Raw genomic sequence first — 25,098 nt, 5'->3', positions numbered from 1 at the left:
GGTCTGTGGTTTTATATTTTTTATATAAAATTCAATGTATTACTTTTTTTGTGGCGTTTTTGATACACGTGGATACAGGTTGGCTGTAAAGTTGCATATTCATGTATATACAAGAATGCGCGACAGCCATGAGCGGACCTGAAATGGATGTTGCGCTTAACCATAAGCAGGATCCGAGAGCAGACTGTGATGAAAACCAAGGTGTTTCCGGGATGGTACGTCGTGTTCGCGGCGCATGTGTTGCTGGCCCTTATCTTTGGCGGTGCCTACTCCTTCGGGGCGTTCCTCTCACAGATCCAGTCCAACTTCGAGGTGGGACGTTTTTCCGTGGCCTCGGTGTTTTCGCTGACGGCCCTGATCTATTACTCGGTCGGGGTCTTCTCCGGTTCTCTGGCCGATCGCATCTCGGCCCGGGTCGTGATCGGCCTTGGCATCGTCTTGCTGGCGCTGGGTTTTTTCCTCAGCAGCCTGGCCTCTGACTCTTTGCAGTGGTTCCTGGTGTGCTTCTGTGTGCTGGTCGGATTGGGTGTCGGTCTGGTGTATGTGCCGACGGTGACGGCGGTGCAGCGCTGGTTCGTGAAGAACCGCAGCCAGGCCTCGGGTATTGCGCTGGCGGGCACCGGGGTCGGGACCTTTGTCGGCCCCTCGGCCGCCGGATTGCTGATGCAGTATTTCTCCTGGGAGTCGACCCTGCAGATCTTTGCCGGGGCCATTCTTGTGGTCGGTCTGTTGGTGGCTTCGCTGGTCAGGAGTCATCCACAGGAGCTGGGTCTTTTTCCGGATGGTCTCGTGCCTTCTTCCTCGAGCCCCCAGCATCATGTGGCCGCCAACGGCATGGGCTTGGCCGAAGCCGCGGGAACGGCGCGATTCTGGTGGTATTTCGGGGCGATTTTCTTTGGATCGGTCGGTCTGTTTCTTGCGCTGGTGCACATCAATCCCTACGCGCGCCAGTTTGGTATTTCCGCTACCCAAGCCAATTTGCTGATCGGCCTTATCGGCGTCGGCAACGTCGCCGGCCGCTTGTTCCTGGGCAGCCTCGGTGACCGGATGGGCGCACGGCGCTTGCTGATGCTGCTGACCTTCGCGCTGGTGCTGCTCAATCTGCTGTGGCTCGGTGCCCATACCTTCACCACGCTGGCGCTGTTCGCCGTGTGTTTCGGCGTGGCCAATGGGGGCTGCATTTCCCTCTACCCGGCGGTGGCGGCCAACTGGTTCGGCACGGCGAGCCTGGGAGCCATTCTGGGCGCCCTGTACATGTCCGTCGGGGTCGCTGCCCTGATCGGCGGGAGTGTCGCGGGGCTGCTGTTTGACCTTTATCAGAGCTACGTGGCTTCGATTCTGCTGGGAGCGCTTTGTGCGCTGCTGTCGGTGCTGTTTATCCTGATTGCCAGTCGCCCGTTGTCTCAGCTCGCTGTTCCGGCCCCCTCGGCATAAACCCGTCGAAGAAAACCGAGCATCGCCGCATTCACGGCCTCGGCTTTCTCACTCTGTATCCAGTGCCCGCAATCCTCGATCAGTTGTTGTTCGAGTTGCGGCACCAGCCCCGGCATGCGTTTGATGGTGTGGGCTTCCAGCACACCCACCGGGTCGCGATCGCCGATCAGGAACAATGTCGGCTGCCGGACCTGCAAACCTGCCAGAAACTCCGTGCGCTGCCAGTTGCGTTCGAAGTTGCGATACCAGTTCAGCGCGCCACGAAAGCCCTGGCCGGCAAAGGTCTGCCGGTAGATTTCGTAATCCTCGGGCGCGCACCAATCGGGTAACTCCGTGGCCACTGCCACGTCGTCAAACAAACGTGCATCGACCGCCTTGGTTTGCAGGAAGACTTCGGTGTCGCCCATAAACGCCCGCAAGCTTCGGTCGATATCCGCATCGAGTTCTTGTTCGGCGACCCCGGGTTCCTGGAAATAGAGGATGTAGTTGAAGCGATCGGCATAGTGCTCGCGCATCAGTTCGGTCGCCGGGCGCTTGGGGCGTCCGCCAAAAGGCACCGACAAGGTGACCAGCGCCTTGACCCGCTGCGGCTCCAGTAACGCCAGGTGCCAGGCCACCGGCGCGCCCCAGTCGTGGCCGACGATGCAGGCTTGCGTGTGCCCGAAGGCATCCATGGCGGCCTGGATATCGGCGCAGAGTGTCAGCAGGTCGTACGCGTTCACATCGGCGGGGGCACTGCTGCGCCCATAGCCACGCATCTCCGGGACAAACACCCGATAACCCGCCTGCACCAGCGCCGGCACCTGGTTGCGCCAGGAATGCCAGCATTCCGGGAAGCCGTGGAGAAGCCACACCGGCCGGCCGTCAAGCGGCCCCGCCACATGCACGCTCAGTTCGATCCCATTGACCGACAAGATCTGTTGTTCGAATTCGTTCATCCGCCGCTCTCCCTGACCCAGGTAAAAGACCCTAGCAGAACGGCTGCGCGCTGCTAATCATCATTCATTGACCGAATCATGACTAAAACACGCCATTCAATTCAGGCTTGAGAGCAGCGCACGGGCGGCGTACAGCACTCCGAATATCGCCATCAGCAGCAGCAGGATGCCGGAAGCGAAGGTGATCTTGGCCTTGTGCCGGACCGCGAAGGCCTGGCGGGCGAGCAGGATATAGAAGGTCATGGCCGCCAGGTCGATTACCGCCCAGAGCACCGCGAGCAACGCCACGCTATGGCCGAAGGACGGCGTGACCTGGATGAATTGGGGGAAGAAGGAGACGAAAAAGATGATCTCCTTGGGATTGGAAATACCCACCAGGAAGCCATTGACGAAACCGGTGCGGCGCTCGCTCCTGGTGGCTTGCACACCGCCGTCGACAGCTGTCGAGAGGGCTTCCTGAAGGCTCTTTACCCCCAGGTAACCGATAAACAGACAGCCGCTCAGGCTGACGACATTGATCAATTGCAGGTTGAGCGAAAGGCCGCCGCTTAAAATCAGCGCCGCCAGCAGCGCCAGTACCAGCGACGCCCCATTGGTGCCGAGCATCGTCAGCAGCGCCCGGCCACTGCCGGCCCCCAGGCTGGTGTTGACCAGCAGTGCGACCACCGGGCCGGGTGTCACGATCAGCAGGGAAATGCTCAGCAGGTAAAGCAGTAGCAACGAGAGGTTCATGGAGGAGCGCCTGCGCGGGAGAATCGAGTCCGGCAAGCCTGAGGGAGTGCCGCGGGTTTGAAAAATGGATAAATCTGTGCCTCACTATGATTATTAATCATAGTGAGGCGAGCCCATGGCCGAACGTATCCCACCGCTCTATGCCCTGCGTGCTTTCGAGGTGGCGGCCCGGTCCTCTTCGTTTACCCGCGCCGCCGAGGAACTGTCGCTGACCCAGAGCGCCATCAGTCGACATATTCGCAATCTGGAGGCGCTGTTCGGCTGTCATCTGTTCGAGCGCAATGGCCCGAAGCTGCAATTGACCGAAGCCGGGCAACGCCTGGCCCATGGCTTGAAAACCGGGTTCAAGGTGATCGAGGAGGCCTGTCTGCCTTTTCGCGCCAATGCCGAGCAGCTACGGCTGAAGGCGCCGTCGAGCCTGACCATGCGCTGGCTGTTGCAGTCGCTGGAAAACCTCAAGCAGGTGAGTCCTGACTTGCCGGTGCAACTGTCCAGCGTGTGGATGGATATCGACACCGTCGACCTCCATACCGAACCCTATGACTGTGCAATTCTGCTCGGCGACGGGCGTTTTGGTGCCCAGGTCGAGTGCTGCAAGCTCTTCGACGAGTGGCTGATTCCGATCTGTTCGAGTCAGCTTCTGGGGGCCGGACCCTGGAGTCTCGACACCCTGGAGCAGCACGAACTGATTCACTCGTCCACGGACCGGCGCGACTGGCGGCGCTGGTTGGCGGGTATGGGATGGGAAGGGCGGGCGAGGGTGGAGCGTGGCAAGCTGTTCAGTACCCTGGACCAGGGGATCTCGGCCGCCATGCGCGGGCACGGCGTTTCGATCGGTGACCTGTACCTGATCCTCGAGGATGTCCGTGGCGGTTTGCTCGGGCTGCCGTTCAGGACTGCCGTCGGCTCGGGGGAGGCTTACTACCTGGTCTGGCTGAAAAGCAGCCTGCGCAAGGAACGCATTCTGGCCTTTCGCGATTTCCTGTTGGGCGACGTGCCCGAAATGGATCTGCCAGGCATCGAGTTTCGTTGATCGGGACCAGGTGATGCTCAGGGCAGGACGATATAGTCATTGCCCTGCACAATGCCGCGATTCGGCGCCTGCACCAGTTCGATATAACGCCCGTCGACCTGGTCGATGGGCAGGCAGTCGTCGATATCCAGCAGGGCATCGGTGTGCGCCTGCTCCCAGCCTGCCAGCATCTGCCGCATGCCCAGGCGCTTGGCCTCGGCCTTGTCGCGGGCCACCACCAGCAGGTAATGATGCGCTTCGCCAAAGGCCCGGGCTTCGTAGCCGCCCAGGTTGATAAAGTACAGGCGCGGCGAGCCGGGGGCGGGCGCCAGATTGCTCAGTTCGACCTTCCAACCGTCGACGCCGTCGACCTGCATCCAGGCATCGATATGCAGGCCGGCGGGGCTGCCGAACCACTCCTGGCGCAGTTGCGGATAGGTGGCCTCCAGGTTGTCGGCCAGTACAAAGGCCACATCGTGCACTTCTATTTTCGCCCGGGGATGTTTTCCGCCGAGCATGACCACCCAAAGCATGCCTGTTCCTTTCTGTCAGCCGCCGAGCGAAGATGAAAATTGTTTCATAATTTGCTTGCCAGGCAGCGTCTATAGTATCCGCGCTCGTTCAAAAGCTTCCCTTGCCCGCCCTCCCGCGGGCTTTTTTTTGCCTGGGAATTGACCGGGTCATGGGGGCGCGAGCCAGCAGGATAACTGCTGTGGCGATCACCGTTCGTCAGTCCCGTGGTTTTTTTCTAAACCTTGCCCGCCCGATTATTTCCAATCCTTCAGCCCACCTGTTTTTTTAAAGTGCTGGAGGAAGCCCATGAGCCGCAAGGCCCCCCTGTTACGTCTTAGCTCTCTTGTCCTGCTGCTGGGCGCGAGCCTCGCCGGGCCGGTCAATGCCGGTACCCCCGCGCAGTTCATCGATACGGCCTCGGCGTCCGGGATCGCCGAGATCGAGACCAGCCGCCTGGCGATCCAGAAAACCACGTCCACGGACATCAACAGCTTTGCCGTGGAAATGATCAAGGACCACACCGATGCCAACCGCGACCTGAAGGCCATCGCCGCCCATCACGACCTGCCCATGGCCCCGGAGGCGGAAATCCTCGACCGGGCGCGCAAGCTGATGCTGCAGGTGCAGGAAGGTGAATCCTTCGATATCGCCTATGTGGCCAACCAGATCAAGGCCCATGAGGACGCGATCCAGCTGTTCAAGGATGAAGCCGAACATTCCGCCTCCCCGGAGTTGAAGGCCTTTGCCATACAAACCCTGCCCAAGTTGCAGATGCATCTGGACATGGCGAGGAAGCTGGAAATGAGCCATCACAAGGGCAATTGAGCGAGTGCCCTGGGCGCTGTCGGAATGATGGAGTCGGTGTAAGAGATGGCGTACATAAGGAAAAGTGATCGGTGCTGACGACTAAGTGGCGTCAAATAGCTACGATGTCTGCCAGGGCCTCTCTCGAAGGCTTGCACCAGAAGCGCAAGGCTTCTGCTGCTGACAAGAACGCACGGATTGTCTTGCGCGGTTACTTTTCCATCACTCTATAGGGACGTATTGATGTGATTTCCATTCTTGAACTGCGCAACATCATTGAACTCGGCTTTTTACCCCTTCGTTGCCAATGCACGGTGAGCCATGACAGCTCGCTGACGGTGAAGGTCTTCGACCCGGATTCGGGGAGGGTGGATTTGCTGGTGACCGGGATTTCCACGGTCCGCTTGACCAGTGCCAGGGCCATTTCCAACCTGGTGGGCGAATTGCGTTCCGAACTGGTGGCCAATCAACAGGCGTTCTTCATTGGCGGGGGACAACTGGCGAGGCCAATACCCGCCAAGCTCTAGGCGCCTGTCAGAAGGGCCGGCTCAAGGACTTGAACCGGCCCTTCTCACTTCAGGTCATTTTTGTGGGGAACCGCTGCCGAGACCTGGAAGGTTGTTTTCGGTGCCGCCGGAACTGCGGGAGCCACCGGGGTTGCTGCGGGCTTCATCACCCACGGGGCCGTTGCCGTCGGTGTTCATGCCGCCTTGGCGCCCGGGATCATTACCCTGGGTTCGAGGGTCGATACCGCTTTCGGTGCCGGGCGGTGTGGCAGCGTTGTTGATCACCGGATTGTTGCCAGGGTTGATGCCGCCCGGTGCCAGGGGCGGCTGCGGGCTCTCGAGCGGATCGGTCGGGCCGCTGCTGGCCTGGGCCGCGAAGCTCGCGAGGGACAGGGAGGACAGCAAAGCGGCCAGGGCCAGCTTGGCGAGGGGGGACGGATTCATGGCGAGTCTCCTTGTCGATAAAGAGTCCTTACCTGGTATTGGTCCCCAGCCGCCGGCTCAAGTGCCGTTGGCGCGACGAACGGCTCAGTCTTCGCTGATTTCGTTGAACGAGCAGTACTCGTCCCAATCCATGCCCAGGGCCTCGGCCACTTCGCGGTGGACTTCCAGGCGCATGGCCTTGAGCTCCTCAGGCGTTTCAGCCACCAGTTGCAAGGTCAGTTCCCAGGGTTCGAGCCCCTGGTTTTCGGCTTCGTCCTCGAAGGCCCACTGGAACTGTTGCTGCTGTTCCTTCGGGCTCAGGTCGCGGGTTTCTTCGCGCAGGTGCGGGTGGGCGTCGAGGAACCTGGCAAGGGCGACCTCGGTTCGGGATTCTTTGGCAATCATGCTGGCGTCTCTGTCGGATGGCCGGGCGGCAAGCCGTCGGCGGGCCCGTGGGCCTGGAAAATACTGCGGCCATGCTAGCGGCTTCACTCTCGGATGGAAAGAATCGCCCGGCTCTGCGACGCTAGCAGGCTTTCAACCCTGTATACGGCGGATGCGATGACCGCAGCACTCTCTACCCCGGGCCCGGTAAAGGCCGTGATTTTCGATATGGACGGTTTGCTGCTCGACACCGAGGGCATCTATTCCGAAGTGACGCAGCTTATCGTCGGTCGCTACGGCCGGACCTTCGGCTGGGATCACAAACAGCACATCATCGGTCGTGGTGCCGGCGACCTGGCCCGTTACGTGGTCGAGGCGATGGAGTTGCCGATCAGCCCCCAGGAGTTCCTGGAGGTGCGCGAGCCGCTGATGCGCGAGCGTTTCCCCAAGGCCGGTTCCATGTCCGGCGCCGAGGCGCTGGTGCGGCATCTGTCGGCCCACGGGATTCCGATTGCGGTGGGCACCAGTTCTTCGCGGGGCTCGTTCGAGTTGAAGACCACCCTGCACCGGGAATGGTTTGCGCTGTTCGATACCATTGTCACCGCCGACGACCCCGAAGTCGGCGAAGCCAAGCCGGCGCCGGATATTTTCCTGCTGGCGGCCAAGCGCCTGGGAGTGGCGGCCGAGGACTGCCTGGTGTTCGAGGACTCGCCGTTTGGCGTGACGGCGGCCAAGGCGGCGGGCATGTATGCGGTGGCGGTGCCCGATCCGGCGATGGCGGCGGAGAAATACCACCATGCGGATCGGATCGTGCAGTCGCTCAAGCATTTCCCGCTGGCGCCGGTCGGGCTACCGACGATTGACTGGGACCTTGTCTGACGGCGTGGTCTTTCAGGCAGCGGACACCGACAGTCCGCTGCGGCGCTGCATCACCACCCAGATGCCCAGCGCCAGGGCGGAAATCAAGCCGCCTGCGGTGACGATGCCGTTCCAGCCATAGGGCCCGTACAACTGCGCCCCGAGCAGCGAGCCCAGCGCGCCGCCGATGAAATAGCAGGTGATATAACCGGCATTCAGACGATTGCGCGCTTGGGGGCGGATCTTGAACACGGCGTTCTGGTTGCTGACGTGAATCAGCTGCACGGCAAAGTCCAGCACCAGCACGCCGATCAGCAGCGCCGCCAGTGAATGTCCGGCAAAGCCCAGTGGCAGCCACGACAACAGCAACGCCAGCAGGCCCAGGGTGGTGGCGAACTCGCCCCTGCCCCGATCGGCCATGCGCCCGCCGAGGTTCGCCGCCATGGCACCGACGGCACCGGCCAGGCCGAACAGGCCGATCACTCCATCCGAATAGCCATAGGGCGGGCTCGCCAGCAGGAAGGCCAGGGGCGTCCAGAACAACGCGAACAGGCAGAAGGTCAGCAGGCCCATGACGGCGCGCAGCCGCAGCACCGGCTCCTCGACGAACAGGCGAAACACAGAGCCGAGCAAGGCCGGGTAACTCAGTCCCGCATGCTGGTGGTTTTCCGGCAGGGCACGCAGCAGGGCGAAGGCGCAGATAAACATCAGGCCGGCCGCCAGCAGGTAGATGCTGCGCCAGTCGCCAAGGTCGGACAGCAGGCCCGCCGCCGTGCGCGCCAGGAGAATGCCCAGCAACAGGCCGCTCATCAGCGTCCCGACCACCCGCCCGCGTTGTTCCGGTGCGGTCAGGCTGGCGGCCATCGGCACCAGCACCTGGGCCACCACCGAGAACAGGCCGGCCAGCGCGGTGCCGAACAGCAGCCAGGGCAGGCTCGGCGAGAACGCGCTGATCAGCAGTCCGAGGGCACTGAGCAGGGTCATGATGAAAATCAGCCGGCGTTGTTCGAACAGGTCCCCCAGCGGCACCAGCAGCAACAGCCCGGCGCCGTAACTCAGTTGGGCGGTGATGACGATGGTGCCGGCGGTACCGGTGCTCAGGCCCAGGTGCTGGGCGATGGTGTGCAGCAGCGGCTGGGCGTAGTAGTTACTGGCAACCGCGAGGCCGGTGGCAATCGACATCAGCAGGATCAGGGCAGAACTCAAAGGTTTGTGTATAGCGTTGGTGTCGGACATTGACTGTCTCGTTGTGTGAATTCGATGCACGAATTATCTGGAATGTCTTAGCATGACACCAATGCATTGTTTTCATTCTATCCATCTTGAAACGAGATACAGCCGATGAACCTCAAGCAGATCGAGTACGCCCTGGCGGTGGCGGATGAGGGCAGTTTCACCCGTGCGGCCGAGCGCTGCCATGTGGTGCAGTCGGCCCTCAGTCATCAGATCGCCCGTCTGGAAGAGGATCTGGGCGCGGCGCTGTTCGAGCGCAGTTCGCGCAAGGTGCGCCTGACCGCGGCCGGCGAGGCCTTTGTCCGCAGCGCCCGACCGGCGCTGGAGGCGACCCGGCGGATTGTCGCCGAAGTGGCGGCGGCTTCAGGGGAAGTGCGCGGCAGCCTGTCCATCGGAAAGATTTCGTCCCTGACCGAAGTCGACCTGGTGGGCTTGCTCGCGCGTTTCCACGGACTTTATCCACAGGTGGATATCCACCTGAACATGAGCAAGAGCGAGTCGCTGATGCTCGATGTGCGCGAACGGCGGCTGGACCTGGCGTTTGTCGGTTTATGGCCGGGGGAAAAGATCGAGGGCCTGGCGCAGCGGTTGCTGGCGGAGGAGGAGTTGGTGGCGGTGCTGCCGCTGGGGCATCCGCTGACCCGCTTCGAGCGTCTGCCGCTGGCGGAGTTGGAGAACCAGCCGCTGGTGGATTTCCAGGCCGGCACGGCGGGGCGCCGGCAGACCGACGAGGCCTTTGCCGCGGCGGGCTTGCGCCATCGGGTGCAGTTCGAGGCGGGCAATGTGATGCTGGTGGGGGAGTTCGTACGTCGGGGGCTGGCGCTGGGCCTGGTGCCGAAGAAAATCGCCGAGGGCTTCGAAGGGGTGGTGACGCTGCCGGTGTCCGACGCGCCGTCGCGGTACCTGTACGCGGTGTGGTCGCATGCGCCGACGCCTGCGGCCGCGGCATTTCTGCTGTTGCTGGAGCAGGCGTTGGCACTGCAACCGCGTGTTACGCGCTGAACCCGCCATCGATGGTCAGGCTGGCCCCGGTGATGTAGCCGGCTTCCGGCCCTGCCAGATAGGCGACGAAGCTGGCGATCTCCTCGACCCGGCCATAACGGCCACCGGCCATGAGGCTGATCAGGCTGCCGGCGAAATCACTGTCGGCCGGGTTCATATCGGTGTCCACCGGGCCGGGCTGCACATTGTTGACGGTGATGCCCCGTGGCCCGAGATCCCGCGCCAGGCCCTTGGTCAGGCCCACCAGCGCGGACTTGCTCATGGCGTACGCGGCACCGCCGGCGAATGGCATGCGTTCGGCGTTGGTGCTGCCGATATTGATCACCCGACCGCCTTCGCCCATATGCCGGGCGGCTTCCTGGGTGGCGATAAAGACGCTGCGCACGTTGACTGCCAGGGTCCGGTCGAAGTCTTCCAGCTTGAACTCGTCAAGTGGTCCCATGGCCAGCACGCCGGCGTTGTTGACCAGGATGTCGATTCGGCCAAAGGCTTCGACGGTGCTGCTGACCGCATGGCGAATGGCGACGGCATCGGCGCTGTCGGCCTTGATCGCCAGGGCCTTGCCGCCGTCGGCGATCACGCTGTCCTGCAATTCCCTGGCCTTGGCGTCGGAACTGACGTAGGTGAAGGCTACTGTTGCGCCCTGGGCCGCCAGGCGCTTGACGATGGCGGCACCGATGCCGCGCGAGCCGCCTTGGATCAAAGCTACTTTGCCAGTCAGATTGTGTTCGGTCATGTCGTTCTCCAAAGTTCAAGGCCGTGGAAGGGTGGGGAGGTGGCCTTGTTGTTGGAGCCGAGTATCGACCTCGGATTACTGACTGTGTAGACGGTAATTGCTACAGTCTGTGTAAACCAAAAGTTTATAGTGGTGAGCATGGAAACCTTCAGCAGCCTCGAATGTTTTGTCCGCAGCGCCGAAGTCGGCAGCTTTGCCGAGGCGGCGCGGCGCCTGAGCCTGACTCCGGCGGCGGTCGGTAAAAGTGTCGCCAAGCTGGAGGCGCGGCTGGGGGTACGGCTGTTCCAGCGCAGCACCCGCAGCCTGAGCCTGACCGAAGCCGGCCAGGTGTTCCTCGGCGAAGTCAGTGCCAGCCTGCAGACGATCCAGAATGCCGTCGCCAACCTGGCCAGTGCCGAAGGCCGTCCGGCCGGTACCCTCAAGGTCAGCGTCGGCACGGTGTTCGGGCGTCTTTATGTGGTGCCGCTGCTCGGCGAGTTCCTGCGGCGTTTTCCGGATATCCGCCCGGACTGGCATTTTGATAACCGCCAGGTGGATCTGATCGGCCAGGGTTTCGACGCGGCCATCGGTGGCGGTTTCGAACTGCCCCAGGGGGTGGTGGCGCGAAAGCTGACGGTGGCCCATCGGGTGCTGGTGGCGTCGGCGGATTACCTGGCACGCCAGCCTGGGGTCAGCACCCCCGAGGATCTGCGCGGCTGCGACGGCATCCTGATCCGTTCGCCGCAGACCGGGCGGGTGCGTTCCTGGCAATTGACCGCGCGCAACGGCGAGCATCAACCGCTGAACCTGAGCCCGCGCATGACCATGAGCGATTCGGAAGCCGCCTGTGCCGTGGCGGCCCAGGGCCTGGGCGTGGCGCTGGTGAGCATGCCGTTCGCGGTGCCCTGGTTGCAGGCCGGGACCTTGCAGCGTGTGCTGCCCGACTGGTACGTCGACGACGGCCATATCTCGATCTACTACGCCGAACACAAATTGCTTCCGGGCAAGACCCGGGCCTTTGTCGACTTCATCCGCGAGCAGTTCGCCGAGCAGCAGTTGGCCAGCCGCTTCGATGCCCTGTTTGACAAGGAGTCCCCTGTCGCCGGATAGTCTGGACGCCTGCCCAAGCACTGCTTTTCTCTCATCGATCCAATAATAAATAAATCGGAATCGGAGCTTCGGATGTCTGTACCCAGCGAGACGGCTACTCAAACGATTTCCTACAGCGATCTGGTGGCATTGCTTGCCCAGGTCTTTCAGCGCCATGGCACCTCGGCGGAAGTCGCCCGGGTCCTGGCCGAGAACTGCGCCAGCGCCGAGCGCGATGGCGCCCACAGTCACGGTATCTTCCGGATTCCCGGGTATGTCTCCACCCTCGCCAGCGGCTGGGTGGATGGCAAGGCCATTCCGCTGGTTGAAGATGTCGCTTCCGGCTTTGTCCGGGTCGATGCCGCCAACGGTTTCGCCCAGCCGGCCCTGGCCGCCGCCCGCGAGTTGTTGCTGGAGAAGGCCCGCAGTGCCGGGATTGCCGTGCTGGCGATCCGCAATTCCCATCACTTCGCCGCGCTCTGGCCGGATGTCGAGCCCTTCGCCTATGAGGGGCTGGTGGCTTTGAGCGTGGTCAACAGCATGACTTGCGTGGTGCCCCATGGCGCCGAGCGCCCGCTGTTCGGGACCAACCCGATCGCCTTCGCCGCGCCGCGGGCCGGTGGCGATCCGATCGTCTTTGACCTCGCCACCAGCGCCATGGCCCATGGCGATGTGCAGATTGCCGCCCGCGAGGGCCGCAGCCTGCCGCCCGGCATGGGCGTGGACCGCGACGGTCAGCCGACCTGCGAGCCCAAGGCGATCCTCGACGGCGGCGCGCTGCTGCCGTTCGGCGGCCACAAGGGGTCGGCATTGTCGATGATGGTCGAGTTGCTGGCGGCGGCCCTGACCGGCGGCAATTTTTCCTTCGAGTTCGACTGGTCGAAACATCCCGGCGCCAAGACCCCCTGGACCGGGCAGTTGATCATTGTCATCGACCCGGCCAAATCGGCAGGGCAGGACTTCGCCGAGCGCGCCCGGACGCTGGTCAGCCAGATGCAGGGTGTCGGCCTGCAACGCCTGCCGGGTGACCGACGGCACCAGCAGCGGGCCGAGTCGCTACGCGACGGGATCGTGCTGGCCGAGGGCGATCTGCAACAGTTGCGTGAACTGGCCGGTCAATGAGCCTTGCCGCCCGGAGTGGACAAGATCCCGGGCGCACGGTTGGCGCCCGCCTGTAGCAGGGGATGGTATTCGGGTGGTCTTCCCAGGTGAGTGAGCAACAGTGTCAGGGAATCCGCGTTCTCCAGCATGACATCGACTCTTTTGTTCTCATCCGAGAAAAAAATCCGCCGGGCTTCATCCAGACTCCGGGCACCGGTGAGTTGCAACAACCGCTGGCGAGGTTTTCCCACCACGTCATGCCAGTGCCGGTCGTCATCGTCGGGCTCCTTGAACAATTCGTTGTCGGGGGTGCTGCTGGAGAAAGCGTGCTGCTGGAGCCGCTCCAGGGCGTCGTGGTGCAGCCTTCCCAGCAGTGTGCTGGTATCCAGCAGATCGAGGAAGGGCCGGCTCGCATCCAGAGGGCTGAAGTCGATTGTGTCGAGGACCAGATGGCTGACTTCATGCAGCAGGACCGCCGCCATATTGTGTCCCTGCATGTCGAAGGTTCTCGGGCGCAGGGGCAGGTAGACCTGGAAGCCGGGCTCGAAAAAGCGCTCGGTCAAATAGATTCTCCTGGCCGTTTCGTTGGACAGGATGAACGCCTGGATGTTGTACTCCGGGTGCAGGGCCGAGCCCACGACATAGCGTAACGAGGTCTCGGGATTGAGCGATGGATTGAGCAGTTCCCCGAGCAGCAGGTGCGCACGGAACTTGATTTTCCTGATCATGCTTTCATTCACCGCAGAGGTATCGAAGAACTTTTCCACGAAAAGGCGACGCTTTTTATCCAGGCGGGTGTCGGAAAAAAGTCGGTTCATGTTCCCGATGGCCGCGGTCAAATAGGCCACGGCTTGTTCGTGGCCACGGCGGATCAGGCGAGCCCGGTCGGGGTAGAGTCGACGGATGCTGTTAATCCCGATCGCCTGTACGCGCAATTGTTCGCGGATTGCTCTTCGGGTCAGGCAAAAGTCAAACAGCTTCATTGCGAGAGTTCCTCCAGGCAGTGTCCTTGCAGGTTGAATGACCACTGTTTGTAGGGATTCTGTTGCAGCCATGGGCCCCGTTTATGGTCCTTGACGATGTGCCAGCGCTGATCGTCTTCCTGTACCTGGAAGACTTTTCCGCTGACCGCCGCGAAGGTCTTGCCGGTCATGGTGTCCTGGTACAGGCCGGTGACCAGATCCGGGCTCATGTCCGCCAAGGCCACGTCATGGGCTTCATGGCCGAGGATCGCGGCCTTTTGTCCGGGCGTCAGGCGACTGGCGCCCCAGGCCGGGTCGGCAAAGGGCGACTCGATAAGGCCTTCGGTTTCTGTTTGCACGGGGCCGGTCAGGCTCGATGGGCTCCAGCCGCGGCGTGCCACCGCCAGTTGCGCCAGGCTGATGACGAACTCTTCGATCGCCTCGCCCCAACGGCCCTGCCAGGCCTTTTGCGTCGCATCCTTGAGCTGCGGGAGGGTCTGCCAGATAAGAAGCGGCAAGCGCAGCCGCCCGAGCATGAACGTCGCGCCCTGCTCAAGCCCGGCCTTGAGCCAGGACAGGGCATTGCTCCAGACCGGGTGCTGGCCTGGCACGCTCTGCCGGCCGAGCATGTCCTTGAGCAGCGCGGTGGTGTCCCGGTAGAGCCGCTGGAAGAAATTGCCGCGCAGCGGATTGTCGCTGATTCCCAGGAGCGCCCGCTGTGCGCCGAACAGCTGTTGTGCGTAATGAGCGCGCCGCCCATGGGCCAGTCTTTCGAGGACTCGCTGTTGCAGGCTGCCCGAGTTCCTGAGGTCGGCCCGCAAGGCGGCTTCATCGATGTATTCCTGGAAAATCGGCTGCGGACCCTGGGGGCTGAGGAGAATTCGCGGGCCGCGTTCGCCGGATTTGGGACCGATCAGATAAAAACCGGCCACGGGGTCGGCTTTCGCCTGGGCGCCGCTGATCAATTCCAGCGGGCGAACATCGATGCTCTGTCCGTTCAAGGGTTTCCTGGCGAGACCGTCCGGCATCGCCAGCAGGTGCTTGATATAGCCGTGGGCGGTGCTGGACAGGGTGTTGCGGATCACTTGGGTGAAGGCGTGCAGCAGGCTTTGCCAGAAAGCGTGTTTTCGAAAAGCGCGCTGGCGTTGTGCATTGCCACTCTCGCTGGACGACAGATAGGAGTCGAGCAGGTTCCCATAGTGGTTGCCAACCGCGGCCTCTTTCACCAGGCTTTTCAGGCGATCACTGGTCAGCGCCCTGGGCAGCCAGCCCGTCGGGGTGCTCGCGATGATCGAGCTGTGGTCGATATCGTCGAAGTGCCGCAAGGCGAAGTCGGTCAGCGATTCACGGATGATCTCGGCGGCGTTGCGCAGCGTCAGCGAGACGCTGATCTGCTCGGGGTCAAGGCCGGCAGCCGGAAAGTCCCGTGACAGCAGGCTCTTGACCTTGGTCCTGGCGTTGTCGCGGATATCGGGAATGTCCTGGTGATAGTCCCCGGTCGTCGCGGCATCCTGGCGATAGTGGTCAAGCAGGCTCGCCAGGGCGAACTGCCGGCTGTCGCTGGTGTTCGCCAGCCAGGTTGGCAGCGCCAGGTGCAGGGCGGCGTTCTCCGCGGCCTGGATGGCTTTCTCAAGGGTGGGCAGCTTCGAGTGGGTGTCAAGACAGGACTGCAGGTGCCGATGCAGGTGCTCGCCCGAGTAGGCGCTGGCCGTGGCCTGGGCCAGGTCGCCCATCGCTTTGTCGACCAGCGAGTGTTGTTGATGGCTGCGCAAACTGTTTTGAATCAGTTCAAAGCCCAGGGCCGGATAAGCCCGGTAGTGGGTGGGGGGCTGCGGGATGGGCAGATTCGCCGGTCGTTCGCTTCTGGCGATATTCTCCAGCAGGGACAGGCGTTCCACGGGGTCGTGCAGGCGTCGTTGCAGCTCGACTTCGGCGGCGTGAAACGAATGGAAGGTTTCCGCTCCCTGGACCGGGGTCCATAGCTGCACGGTGCCGGAATGCTCGCTGTCCAGGCCGCCCCGTTCGGTCAGCAGGTAGCAATTGCGCAGTTTGATCGGCGGCTCCGCCGCGTCGATCCTGAGCGTCAGTGCGAAGGCATCCGGGATGAAGCCGCGCAAACCCGGACGTTGGTCCCGGCGCTGGCTGTCGAGCAGGTTGTCGAGCAGCTCCAGGTCGGTTTCGCTCAAGGTGTTTTGCAGCACCTTGAACTGTGCTTCGCGGCGCAACCCGCTGGTCACGGCGTCGCTCAAACGCTCGGACAGTTCGCCATACACCGAGCGCTGCTGGCGCAGGTAGTGCCCGAGAAAATCCGGCAGGACCTGCTCGACGATGGTGTTGAGCTGCGTGATGTCCAGGTCGGAAACGCGTGTCCAGTGATCTTCGCTATCCTTGCTGAACAGCCCGCGATGGGGGGCCTTTACCAGCGCGCCGGTGTGCTGGGTCAGGCGCTCGAGAAAGTGTTCCTCCAGGCTTTGTGAATGGCTCGGCAGCAGTGTCGTATCGCCGAGGGGCGGAAGGGCGGACGCATACTGATTGATGTAGAGGTTGCTGGGTGACAAGTTGCCTCGATGGATGAGGCTCAGTTCCCTGGACAGCTCGCTCTGGATGAAGTCCCTGAGGGACGGGCGCTTGTTCAGGCCCTCGGCGATGCTTTCCTTGAGCTCGCTCAGTGTTTTCAACTGGTACCTGACGGTGTCCAGCGTGGGCGCCAGTGTCCGCCGCAAGCCCGGTGTGACGAACCTCTCGCTGGGAGAGAGATCCAGGCGGTGGCTCCATCGACCCAGGGGGGAGAGTGCAACCAATCGCGGCTCGATCAAGGCGCGGACATCCAGTGCTTGCTCGAACGCCGCGGCGAGGGCCAGCATGCCGTTGCTGCGGCGATAGCGTGTGAACACGTACTCCACGTTATCCAGCTGTTTGGCGACGACGCTATTGAACAGCGCCTTGAAGATCCCCGGGTTGCCCGCTGTCAGACCGAGGTCGAGGGTTTGCGAGTCCTTCAGCTCCGCGCGTTCGCGCAGTGACAGGCCATGGCGCAAGTCATTGTTATGGTCCGGGTCTTGAAGCCGGGTCTTGACCGAGGCCAGCAGTGAACTCTCGCTTTCGAAGGCCAGCAGTTGACCGGCGGCATAGAAGAAGAAAACCGGGCGTGGCTGACGGTCGCTGCGCACGACAAAGGCATTGGATAGTGCGCCACTGAACCCGCTGGTTTTTACACGCAGGGTGTAGAGCGTCAGTTCGTGCAGTCTTGAGCTGTCCGCCGGGTAGAGTCCGCACAGGGGGTAGTAGTCCTCGGGACTGAGGGTATTCCAGTCCTGTTCCTGCTGGAGCAGCTCGGCCCGAAAGCGCGTGCCCATGGCATCGATAAACAGATCCTGGCGGGGTTGTCCGTTGTCGAGGGGCTCTTTCCAGAAGTCTCGCAACGTGCTTTCCAGGTGGCTGTACAACTGGCCGGAGAGACTCGCCAGTGCTGCTTCCCAAACGACGGTATCCGTCGCCGAGGAGGAATAGCCGGGGGCGACGAATTCGCGGCTCTGCCCTGCGGGCCAGGCGCCCCGGTTGTAGTGTTCCAGCAAGGTCTCGCTGAGCCGCCGGGTTGAGAGCTGCGTGAGTGGGAGCGTCGCCGTGCTCTCCCCGGTGGCGGGTATTGCATAGCTGATCACCCTCAGGGCTGTCAGGTTGACCTGGGGGAAGCGCTGGCCCAACTGGTTTTCGAACAGTCGGTTAAGCAAGGACGTCAGTGTCGGCAACCTGAGCAATTCGTCCTGCAGGTTTTTCAGGCTGTAGTCGAGGTAGGTTTCTATCGACTGGCGTCGATCGATCAGCACGACTCCCCGGATCGGCTCCGAGACCAGGGTGGGCGGCGGGTCAAAGCGAATGGCGGTCTTGATCCTGAGTGCGACGAAGCGCAGCAGCTCGTCGCGTTGCGTGGCCAGGCTCAGGCGTTCGAGCAGCTTTCTCAGTGCCAGCTCGCGATGGTCGAAGGGCTCCAGGCCGAACCCCGGGGTACAGAGGAACACCCGGTGCCCCGGTGGGCCGCTGACCAGGAAGGTTCCGGCCAGCTCGGCCGGGGGAGAGCCCTGTGCGACGATGAAGAGTTTATCGACGGACATCGGTGTATCGAGTGCCTGGCGGGCGTCCTGGTTGGGAAGCAGGATGTTCCTTAACCAGGTTCGGTCAGCCTGGGTGATGTTGCGCGCGATTTCCCGCTGATTGGGGGCGTCGCGTGCTTCCAGGGCTTCGGAGAACCCGTAGGGATATGAATCGAGGGTCATGGCGTTTGCCCTCGTACGTACTGACGAACCGCGGGGCGCTGGCATGCCAGGCTTCGCGGAGAATGGCAAAAACGCTATCGGGTGGCGGGAGGCTGGGGTGGTAGATAGTGCTTCGGGGGCCGCGTCCCTTGCCGGGCGGCAAGGGCGCGTTCAAACAGCGGCCGATCAGTGACGACGGCCCAGCAACAGGCCGACCACCAGGCCGAAGCCGGCGGAAATCGCCACGGTCTGCCATGGGTGCCCGCCGATGTAGGTTTCGGTCGCCTCGACCACCGGCTTGGTGCTGTCACGCACATGGCTCACGGAGTCCAGCGCCTGCTTGAGCTTGTGGCTGATCTGGGTACGCAGGTTCTCGCCTTCCTCGCCCACCAGCGAGGCGCTTTCCTTCAGCAGTTTTTCCGAGTCCTGGATCAGCGCTTGCAGCTCGCTGAAGGCCTGGTCCTTGATCTGGTCTTCGGCGGCTTGTACGGCGGATTTGCGGGCCATGATGATCTTCCTTTCAAGAGAATGATGGGACTCACCCTGTGAGTCGATTGTGCCGGTGAAAGTTGCAAATTTTTCAGCCGTGGCCCTGGGGCGAAACAAAATCCACGGCAGGATATTTCCATCGGAGGTGTAAGATATGCCTCTATTTACACCGCAGGATTTTCCAATGAGTTTCAATCTGGCTAACAAGTCCCTGGCTGAGCGTGCCGCCCTCGAGGACGAAAAGTCCCGGCTGTTCGATCTCTGGCAGAGCAACCTGGGCAAGGCCAAGGGCGAGGCCGCGCGCCTGTTCGGCGAGCGCGCCAAGCGCAAGGGCAAGTGGGCGGAGTGGGTGCGTTCGGAACTCGACACCCTGTCGCCGCCGGAATACACCAGCATGGTCCGCAGTGAGGTCAATCGCCTGATGGCGGCGGCCAAGTAAACGCAGGCCTCACTCCACTCGGATGATGCTGTAGCGCTGGGTCACACCGCCGACCTTGATCGTCACCTCGTCGCCGTCCTGCTTGCCCAGCAGGGCGCTGCCCAAGGGCGAGCGTGGGCTGATCACGGTGATCAACTGGCCGGCTTCCTCGACCTTGAGCCCGGCGGCATCGGGTGCCAGGAACAGCCATTGTTCGCTGCCATTCTCGGCCTCGAGTGCCAGCAGGGTGCCGAGCTGGATACCGGTTTGCGGGTCATACGGGCGCGGGATCAATTCCCGGCAGCGCTTGAGGGCCTGGCGGATTTCCTCCATGCGCCGGGCTTGTCCGGTGGCCAGGTATGAGGCTTCCAGGCCCAGGGTGTCGTACTTGTTCTCGGCGACGTTTTCTTCGTGGGTCGCGGTTTCGTAGGCGGTTTGTGCCGCGCGCTGCAAGACGTCGAGGTCGATGTCCAGCAGATCCAGGAGCCGTTGATGCACGGCGTGCTTGTCCATCACGGTGACGTCACTCAATTGCAGAACTGCAGCACGTTGGCGCGGCTCTTGTCAGTGGGCGCGGTCTGGTCCTGTTGCAGCCAGAACTGGCACTTGGGGTTGGACAGGTTGCGGTAGCTGCTGCGGGCCTGTTCCAGGCGCTGCTGTTCTTCATTCTTGGAGAGGTTCTGTTTGTACTGCTCGAACATCTGCGTCGAATCGCCGCCGCTTTGTGGCGCCGGGGTGCTGCTGACAGCGGGAGCCGGGTTGCTCAGTTGGCGGGCGGCCTCGGCCAGCGGCGCCAGGGGCTGCGGGACAAAGATCCGTGCCACCACCCAGGCCGTCAGGGCCAGGGCCATGACGCCCAGCCAGATGCCCAGGGCGATACTGGCGGTCAATTGCAGTGGGTTGAGGGTGACATAAAGGGGGCGGCGCGCTTGTCGGCGGTAAGGCATGGTGACCTCCTGGCAGGGCGATTCGGAGCAAAGGATCATTGTCGCATATGAAGATTAATCGACATCGGCTCTTCTGCGCGCACGGATTTATGCGGACAATCGGCGCTTTTGCCAAATGGAGCCCGGAATGAAGGCCACCTGGGATATTTTCTGCACGGTTGTGGATAACTTCGGCGATATCGGGGTGACCTGGCGCCTGGCCCGGCAGCTGGCTGCCGAACACGACTGTGCCGTGCGGCTGTGGGTCGATGATCTGCGAGCCTTCGAGCATCTGTGCCCGGCGATCGATGTCGGGCTCGAGCGGCAGTCGCAGCGCGGGGTCGAGGTCTGCCGTTGGTCGACGCCCTGGTTGCCTGTGCAGGCGGCCGATGTGGTGATCGGCGCCTTTGCCTGTGGATTGCCCCATGAGTACATGGAAGCGATGGCGGCCCGGGACAAGGTGCCGTTATGGCTCAATCTCGACTACCTGAGCGCCGAGGACTGGATCGTCGGCTGCCACGGACTGCCGTCGGTCAAGTTCAAGCAGGTGCAGAAATTCTTCTTCTTCCCGGGCTTCCAGGCCGGAACGGGTGGCCTGCTGCGCGAAGCCGGTTTGCTGGAGCAGCGTCGGGCTTTTGTCCAGGATCCGCGGGCACGTGGCGATTTCCTCCGAGGGCTCGGTGTCGAACCGACAGACGGTGCACGGCTTATCTCGCTGTTCGCCTATGAAAACGCGAGCCTGGCCAGTTGGCTCGATGCCCTGGCGGCGGATACCCGGCCGACTCAGTTGCTGGTGCCGGTGGGGCGTATCCTGGCCGATGTCCAGCGTTGGCTGAGGACCGAGGGCCTGGCGATGGGGCCCCGGGAAGCCCGTGGCCAACTGACGGTGCAGGTGTTGCCGTTCGTCCCCCAGGAGGATTACGACCGCCTGCTGTGGAGTTGCGATTTCAACGCGGTGCGCGGCGAAGACTCGTTCGTGCGGGCGCAATGGGCGGGGCGGCCGTTGCTCTGGCACATCTATCGCCAGGAGGATGACGTTCACCTGGACAAGCTGGAGGCCTTTCTCGGGTTGTACACCCAGGGTTTGTCAGCACCGGCCAAAGCGGCGTTCGAGGGCTGGTGGCGGGCCTGGAATACACCGGGCGACATGGCGTCGGCCTGGAAAACGCTGCTGGAAAACGAGCGGGAGCTGGCCGAGCACGCCGAGCGCTGGTGTCTGGAACAGGCTTCGCGGCCCGATCTTGCCACGGCGCTGGTGAAGCTTTACCTAAATTGGATATGATACGCGGCCTAGATTTATGTACATCCCATCCAAATTCGGATATTCGCAATGAAAACTGGTAAAGAACTGAAACCCGGGACCGTGATCCGTCTCGAAAACGATCCTTGGCTGGTTCAGAAAGCTGAATTCACCAAATCCGGTCGTAACAGCGCAATCATGAAGACCAAGCTGAAGAACCTGCTGACCGGTTACAAGACCGAGATCGTCTACAGCGCCGATGACAAACTGGACGACGTGATCCTCGACCGCAAAGAAGCGACCCTGTCCTTCATCAGCGGCGACTCCTACACGTTCATGGACACCTCCGACTACACCATGTACGAGCTGAACGCCGAAGACATCGAGGCTGTTCTGCCATTCGTGGAAGAAGGCATGACCGACGTCTGCGAAGCCGTGTTCTTCGAAGACCGCCTGGTTTCCGTAGAACTGCCGACCACCATCGTGCGTCAGGTCGACTACACCGAAGGTTCCGCTCGCGGTGACACTTCCGGCAAGGTGATGAAGCCTGCCAAACTGAAGAACGGTACCGAACTGTCGGTAGCTGACTTCATCGAAATCGGCGACATGATCGAGATCGATACCCGTGAAGGCGGTTCCTACAAAGGCCGTGCTAAATAAGCACTGCTTTTCGCCGCACGAACAAAAAAGCCCGGACATGCGCCGGGCTTTTTTGTGTCTGCTTGTTTCTGGGGTGACGCCGCGATCCCTTGTGGGCAGGCTTGCCCGCGAAGACGTCGGTTCAGGCGCTGCCGGACTAAAGGGCTGCATCGCTGGCAATCCTACCGAGGACGATGTTTATTTCAGGTGTTCCTTCAGCTCTTGCGAAGCCTGCAGCATGGCCGAACGCACCTCCGGCACCTGGCTGACCACATTGAGCAAGCCGAAGTCGTGGATCATGCCGTTGTAGCGCACGCTGGTCACCGCTACGCCGGCTTCATCCAGCTTGCGCCCGTAGGCTTCGCCCTCGTCCCGCAGCACATCGGCGCCGGCGGTCTGGATCAGCGCGGGCGGCAGGCCCTTGAGCTGGTCCGTTGTCGCGCGCAGCGGTGAGGCATAGATCTCGCCGCGTTGCTTGGCATCGGTGGTGTAGTTGTCCCAGAACCATTTCATCATGTTCTTGCTGAGGAAGTGCCCCTCGGCGTACTGGTTGTAGGATGCGGTCTCGAAATTGGCATCGGTCACCGGCCACAGCAGCAGCTGGAACTTGATCGCCGGGGTGCCCTTGTCCTTGGCCATCAGGCTGACCACCGCCGCCATATTGCCGCCGACGCTGTTGCCGGCCACGGCCAGGCGCTTGCCGTCGACATTGATCTCCTTGCCGTGTTCCGCCACCCATTTCGTCGCGGCGTAGGCCTGGTTGATCGCCACCGGGTAGTGGGCTTCCGGGGACGGCGTGTAGTTGACGAACACCGCCGCCGCACCCGAGCCGACCACCAGGTCACGGACCAGCCGCTCGTGGGTCGGGAAATCCCCCAGGACCCAGCCGCCACCGTGGAAGAACATGAACACCGGCAGCGTGCCCTTGACCCCGGCCGGGCGGACGATGGTCAGCTCCAGCGGCTTGCCGTCGACCTGGATGGTCTTCTGGCTGACATCGGCGCGGGGCAGGTTCAGCTTGACCCCCGACTGTGCCCCGGACAGCACGGCGCGTGCTTCTGTCGGCGTCATCTGTTCCATCGGCTTGCCGCCGCCGCTGTTCAAGGCATTGAGAAACGCCTGGGTGTTGTGCTCGACATCACCGGCGAAGGCGCCCTGGACGGACAGCGCGAGCAGGGTACCGGTCAGGACTTTGCTGAAAGTGTTCATGTTCGGATCCTTGAGTGGCGAAGTGGTTAGACGGTGACGTGCAGGCGGACGTCGACGTTGCCACGGGTGGCATTGGAGTACGGGCAGACCTGGTGGGCGGCATCGACCAGGCTCTGGGCTTCGGCTTGTTCCAGGCCGGGCAGGCTGATGTGCAGGTCGATGTCCAGGCCGAAACCACCGGGGATCTGGCCTATGCCGACATGGGCGGTGATCGCGGCATCGGCCGGGATCTGGCGCTTGCTCTGGCTGGCGACGAATTTCAGGGCGCCGATGAAGCAGGCCGAGTAACCGGCGGCGAACAGTTGTTCCGGGTTGGTCGCCGCGCCGCCGGCACCGCCGAGTTCTTTCGGGGTGGCGAGCTTGACGTCGAGGATCTGGTCGCTGGAAACAGCACGGCCGTCACGGCCACCGGTGGAGGTTGCGATTGCGGTATAGAGCGTTTGCATGATGAGCCTCGTCGTTTCAGGGTTGTGTGTTGTGCGCTAATTGTTTGCGCGTTAACTAAGTGCGAGGTAAATGTATATCGCAAATATCTTGCGCGCAAGATAAATTTTCAAAAAAGACAGGGTTCGATTTTTTGGGGCTGGATCAGGGAGGGAGACTAACGGTAACCGCGAGGGGTTTCGGCGAGCCGGATCGCTCCTGTGGCTAGGAGCGATCCGGCTTTTTTGTAGGAGTCGGCTTGCCGGCGATCAGCGCGAAGCGCTGAAAAGAGGCGGGGGTCAGAGGCTGTCTTGCAGATGCCCACGCAGGGCCACCAACTCGGCCTGAAGGGCGCGCAGGCGTTCCAGGGAATCGCCGCTGGCGGCGAGAATGCACTGCGGGATACCCCGGGCCTGCTCGCGCAAGGCCCGGCCCTGTTCGGTCAACTCGACGATCACCACGCGCTCGTCCTCCTTGCTCCGGGTCCGGCTCAACAGCCCCTCGCTTTCGAGGCGCTTGAGCAGGGGGGTCAGGGAGCCCGGGTCGGTCAGCAGGCGCGTGCTGATCTCGCCCACGGTCAGGCCGTCCTTTTCCCAGAGCACCATCATTGCCAGGTATTGCGGGTAGGTCAGGTTGAGGGCCTGGAGCAGGGGTTTGTAGACCTTGGTCATCAACAACGAGGTGGAGTGCAGGGCAAAGCACACCTGGTTGTCGAGGAGCAGGTCGTCACAGTTGTCGCGGTTGCTGGTCATCACTAAAGCCTTGTGCGTTACGTTCGATGAATCTAGCGGTCGAATCTTTAATGCGCCAGAGAATTTTCCCAGCCTAGTGTCGTCCCAGGCCGCTTTGCAGGGCCAGGTCCCAAGGTGGTACGGGGCTGAAGCGGCCCTTGAGGAACTCCAGCAGCAAGCGGCTGCGGGAGTTGGCCGGCTGTTCCAGGCGCAGGGCATAGACCCCGGAGCTCTCTGGCGCCGGCAAGCCGTTTTCGCAGAACAGCGGCAGCAGTTCGCCGCGCAGCAGGTATTCGCTGACCAGCCAGGTCGGCAAATGGGCGATGCCCAGGCCGGCCAGGGCTCCGGACAGCAGCGCCTCGGCGTTGTTCGAGGTCATGCGCACACGCGCCGGGCGGTGCAGTTGCATCTGTCCGTCCTGCACAAAGCGCCAGGCCATGAACGGGGCCAGGGCATCCCAGTCCAGGCCGTCATGTTCGCTCAACGCGCCCGGATGAGTCGGCGTGCCGCGATTTTTCAGGTAGGCGGGGCTGGCACAGGCGATCCGCACGATGCTCGCCAAGGGCGTCGCCACCAGCCGGGTATCGACCATTTGCCCGGCGCGCAGCACCAGATCGACCTTGCCCAGGTTGGAGCCCTGCATATCGACGAAACTATCGATCAGGTGCAACTGCACATCCAGGCCCGGGTAACCGGTAAGGAAGTCGGCGATGGCCGGTGCCAGGTGGCGGCGACCGAAAGCCGCGGGCGCATCGACCCGGATCAGCCCCTCGGGGGCGTTGCTCAGGGACACGGCCTCGGCCCGGGCCAGGCGCAGTTCGGCAACGATCCGCCGGGCCCGTTCGGCGAACGCCAGGCCGGCGGGCGTGGCCCGGACCGCATGGGTGCTGCGGATAAACAGGCGGCTGCCGACCGAGTTTTCCAGGCTGTCGATCCGTCGCGCCACGGCGGATGGGGTCAGCGGATGGAGGCGGGAGGCGGCGGAAAAACTGCCGGTTTCCAGGACATCGAGAAACAGGCCGAGCTGATCGGTCAGTGCCGTGGGATTCATAAATGGTTGCTTG

At 62.5% G+C, this 25,098-nt stretch carries 27 protein-coding genes; 11 read left to right on the top strand and 16 right to left on the bottom strand.

Annotation, left to right across the window (positions count from 1 at the left end; translation table 11 throughout):
- Positions 1 to 189 precede the first annotated feature (189 nt).
- Positions 190 to 1,434 (top strand): MFS transporter, encoded by a 1,245-nt coding sequence (locus M5C56_RS29115; RefSeq protein ID WP_247263418.1) that lies wholly within the window; start codon positions 190 to 192, stop codon positions 1,432 to 1,434.
- Here M5C56_RS29115 and M5C56_RS29110 read toward each other — a convergent pair.
- Both M5C56_RS29110 and M5C56_RS29105 read right to left on the bottom strand, forming a co-directional pair.
- Positions 1,404 to 2,372: an alpha/beta hydrolase gene (locus M5C56_RS29110; RefSeq protein WP_103497332.1), complete on the bottom strand. Its 969-nt coding sequence runs from the start codon at positions 2,370 to 2,372 to the stop codon at positions 1,404 to 1,406. The two genes, M5C56_RS29115 and M5C56_RS29110, sit on opposite strands and share 31 nt — an antisense overlap.
- Before the next feature lie 96 nt (positions 2,373 to 2,468).
- Entirely contained in the window at positions 2,469 to 3,104 is a 636-nt protein-coding gene (locus M5C56_RS29105) for a LysE family translocator (protein WP_103497331.1), read from the bottom strand.
- 115 nt (positions 3,105 to 3,219) lie between these two features.
- On the opposite strand from M5C56_RS29105, the gene M5C56_RS29100 reads away from it, so the two are divergent.
- The gene (locus M5C56_RS29100; RefSeq protein WP_103497330.1) at positions 3,220 to 4,137 is read left to right on the top strand and encodes a LysR substrate-binding domain-containing protein; all 918 of its coding nucleotides are present in this window, start codon (positions 3,220 to 3,222) and stop codon (positions 4,135 to 4,137) included.
- Positions 4,138 to 4,154: 17 nt separating this feature from the next.
- Here M5C56_RS29100 and M5C56_RS29095 read toward each other — a convergent pair whose 3' ends face one another.
- Positions 4,155 to 4,649, bottom strand: coding sequence for a DUF1543 domain-containing protein (locus M5C56_RS29095; RefSeq protein WP_103497329.1), 495 nt, complete (start codon positions 4,647 to 4,649; stop codon positions 4,155 to 4,157).
- Between the two features lie 286 nt (positions 4,650 to 4,935).
- On the opposite strand from M5C56_RS29095, the gene M5C56_RS29090 reads away from it, so the two are divergent.
- Together M5C56_RS29090 and M5C56_RS29085 are read left to right on the top strand one after the other, a co-directional pair.
- A complete protein-coding gene (locus M5C56_RS29090; protein ID WP_103497328.1) occupies positions 4,936 to 5,454 on the top strand; it encodes a DUF4142 domain-containing protein in 519 nt (172 codons plus the stop codon).
- A 224-nt stretch (positions 5,455 to 5,678) separates the two neighbouring features.
- Entirely contained in the window at positions 5,679 to 5,960 is a 282-nt protein-coding gene (locus tag M5C56_RS29085) for a DUF1652 domain-containing protein (protein ID WP_103497327.1), read from the top strand.
- Between the two features lie 54 nt (positions 5,961 to 6,014).
- Here M5C56_RS29085 and M5C56_RS29080 read toward each other — a convergent pair whose 3' ends face one another.
- Entirely contained in the window at positions 6,015 to 6,383 is a 369-nt protein-coding gene (locus M5C56_RS29080) for a hypothetical protein (RefSeq protein WP_103497326.1), read from the bottom strand.
- An 84-nt stretch (positions 6,384 to 6,467) separates the two neighbouring features.
- Positions 6,468 to 6,767: a DUF6388 family protein gene (locus M5C56_RS29075; protein WP_103497325.1), complete on the bottom strand. Its 300-nt coding sequence runs from the start codon at positions 6,765 to 6,767 to the stop codon at positions 6,468 to 6,470.
- Positions 6,768 to 6,923: 156 nt separating this feature from the next.
- Here M5C56_RS29075 and M5C56_RS29070 point away from each other — a divergent pair, with 156 nt between their 5' ends.
- Complete coding sequence (locus M5C56_RS29070; RefSeq protein ID WP_103497324.1) at positions 6,924 to 7,625, top strand: HAD-IA family hydrolase; 702 nt, start codon at positions 6,924 to 6,926, stop codon at positions 7,623 to 7,625.
- Positions 7,626 to 7,637: 12 nt separating this feature from the next.
- Here M5C56_RS29070 and M5C56_RS29065 read toward each other — a convergent pair whose 3' ends face one another.
- Positions 7,638 to 8,840, bottom strand: a complete 1,203-nt coding sequence (locus tag M5C56_RS29065; RefSeq protein ID WP_103497323.1) for an MFS transporter — start codon at positions 8,838 to 8,840, stop codon at positions 7,638 to 7,640.
- Between the two features lie 105 nt (positions 8,841 to 8,945).
- On the opposite strand from M5C56_RS29065, the gene M5C56_RS29060 reads away from it, so the two are divergent.
- Entirely contained in the window at positions 8,946 to 9,839 is an 894-nt protein-coding gene (locus M5C56_RS29060) for a LysR family transcriptional regulator (protein WP_103497322.1), read from the top strand.
- On the opposite strand, the gene M5C56_RS29055 is transcribed toward M5C56_RS29060, so the two are convergent.
- A complete protein-coding gene (locus tag M5C56_RS29055; RefSeq protein ID WP_103497321.1) occupies positions 9,829 to 10,575 on the bottom strand; it encodes a 3-oxoacyl-ACP reductase family protein in 747 nt (248 codons plus the stop codon). The genes M5C56_RS29060 and M5C56_RS29055 overlap by 11 nt on opposite strands.
- 138 nt (positions 10,576 to 10,713) lie before the next feature.
- Here M5C56_RS29055 and M5C56_RS29050 point away from each other — a divergent pair, with 138 nt between their 5' ends.
- Together M5C56_RS29050 and M5C56_RS29045 are read left to right on the top strand one after the other, a co-directional pair.
- Positions 10,714 to 11,664 carry a LysR family transcriptional regulator gene (locus tag M5C56_RS29050; protein ID WP_103497320.1) on the top strand — a complete coding sequence of 317 codons (951 nt, stop codon included), beginning with the start codon at positions 10,714 to 10,716 and terminating at the stop codon, positions 11,662 to 11,664.
- 72 nt (positions 11,665 to 11,736) lie between these two features.
- The gene (locus M5C56_RS29045) at positions 11,737 to 12,765 is read left to right on the top strand and encodes an Ldh family oxidoreductase (RefSeq protein ID WP_103497319.1); all 1,029 of its coding nucleotides are present in this window, start codon (positions 11,737 to 11,739) and stop codon (positions 12,763 to 12,765) included.
- Here M5C56_RS29045 and M5C56_RS29040 read toward each other — a convergent pair.
- The 3 genes from M5C56_RS29040 to M5C56_RS29030 form a co-directional block, all read right to left on the bottom strand.
- Positions 12,759 to 13,799 carry a hypothetical protein gene (locus tag M5C56_RS29040; protein WP_247263417.1) on the bottom strand — a complete coding sequence of 347 codons (1,041 nt, stop codon included), beginning with the start codon at positions 13,797 to 13,799 and terminating at the stop codon, positions 12,759 to 12,761. The two genes, M5C56_RS29045 and M5C56_RS29040, sit on opposite strands and share 7 nt — an antisense overlap.
- Entirely contained in the window at positions 13,724 to 17,980 is a 4,257-nt protein-coding gene (locus tag M5C56_RS29035; RefSeq protein ID WP_103497317.1) for a DUF6543 domain-containing protein, read from the bottom strand. The genes M5C56_RS29040 and M5C56_RS29035 overlap by 76 nt, the downstream gene beginning before the upstream one ends.
- Positions 17,981 to 18,145: 165 nt before the next feature.
- Positions 18,146 to 18,466, bottom strand: a complete 321-nt coding sequence (locus M5C56_RS29030) for a DUF883 family protein (RefSeq protein ID WP_103497316.1) — start codon at positions 18,464 to 18,466, stop codon at positions 18,146 to 18,148.
- Positions 18,467 to 18,632: 166 nt separating this feature from the next.
- On the opposite strand from M5C56_RS29030, the gene M5C56_RS29025 reads away from it, so the two are divergent.
- A complete protein-coding gene (locus M5C56_RS29025) occupies positions 18,633 to 18,887 on the top strand; it encodes a hypothetical protein (protein ID WP_100940670.1) in 255 nt (84 codons plus the stop codon).
- Between the two features lie 9 nt (positions 18,888 to 18,896).
- Here M5C56_RS29025 and M5C56_RS29020 read toward each other — a convergent pair whose 3' ends face one another.
- The gene (locus M5C56_RS29020; protein WP_103497315.1) at positions 18,897 to 19,379 is read right to left on the bottom strand and encodes a GreA/GreB family elongation factor; all 483 of its coding nucleotides are present in this window, start codon (positions 19,377 to 19,379) and stop codon (positions 18,897 to 18,899) included.
- A 14-nt stretch (positions 19,380 to 19,393) separates the two neighbouring features.
- Entirely contained in the window at positions 19,394 to 19,813 is a 420-nt protein-coding gene (locus M5C56_RS29015; RefSeq protein WP_103497314.1) for a hypothetical protein, read from the bottom strand.
- Positions 19,814 to 19,940: 127 nt separating this feature from the next.
- On the opposite strand from M5C56_RS29015, the gene earP reads away from it, so the two are divergent.
- Entirely contained in the window at positions 19,941 to 21,074 is a 1,134-nt protein-coding gene (gene earP, locus M5C56_RS29010; RefSeq protein ID WP_247263416.1) for an elongation factor P maturation arginine rhamnosyltransferase EarP, read from the top strand.
- 48 nt (positions 21,075 to 21,122) lie between these two features.
- On the top strand, positions 21,123 to 21,692 hold the full coding sequence (locus M5C56_RS29005) for an elongation factor P (protein ID WP_100940667.1): 570 nt from the start codon (positions 21,123 to 21,125) through the stop codon (positions 21,690 to 21,692).
- Between the two features lie 177 nt (positions 21,693 to 21,869).
- Here the strand turns inward: M5C56_RS29005 and M5C56_RS29000 are convergent, their stop codons facing one another.
- The 4 genes from M5C56_RS29000 to M5C56_RS28985 form a co-directional block, all read right to left on the bottom strand.
- Positions 21,870 to 22,880 (bottom strand): alpha/beta hydrolase, encoded by a 1,011-nt coding sequence (locus tag M5C56_RS29000; protein WP_103499662.1) that lies wholly within the window; start codon positions 22,878 to 22,880, stop codon positions 21,870 to 21,872.
- Between the two features lie 26 nt (positions 22,881 to 22,906).
- Positions 22,907 to 23,326, bottom strand: coding sequence for an organic hydroperoxide resistance protein (locus M5C56_RS28995; protein WP_103499663.1), 420 nt, complete (start codon positions 23,324 to 23,326; stop codon positions 22,907 to 22,909).
- 276 nt (positions 23,327 to 23,602) lie between these two features.
- Positions 23,603 to 24,055 (bottom strand): MarR family transcriptional regulator, encoded by a 453-nt coding sequence (locus tag M5C56_RS28990; RefSeq protein WP_103499664.1) that lies wholly within the window; start codon positions 24,053 to 24,055, stop codon positions 23,603 to 23,605.
- 73 nt (positions 24,056 to 24,128) lie between these two features.
- A complete protein-coding gene (locus M5C56_RS28985; protein ID WP_103499665.1) occupies positions 24,129 to 25,085 on the bottom strand; it encodes a LysR family transcriptional regulator in 957 nt (318 codons plus the stop codon).
- Positions 25,086 to 25,098: the final 13 nt, after the last annotated feature.

This window comes from Pseudomonas sp. MWU13-2862 (assembly GCF_023242495.1).
GTDB classification, from domain to species: Bacteria; Pseudomonadota; Gammaproteobacteria; order Pseudomonadales; family Pseudomonadaceae; genus Aquipseudomonas; species Aquipseudomonas gingeri_D.
The sequence above is the reverse complement of the archived record's forward strand: the minus strand, read 5'-3'. Positions and strand labels throughout refer to the sequence as shown.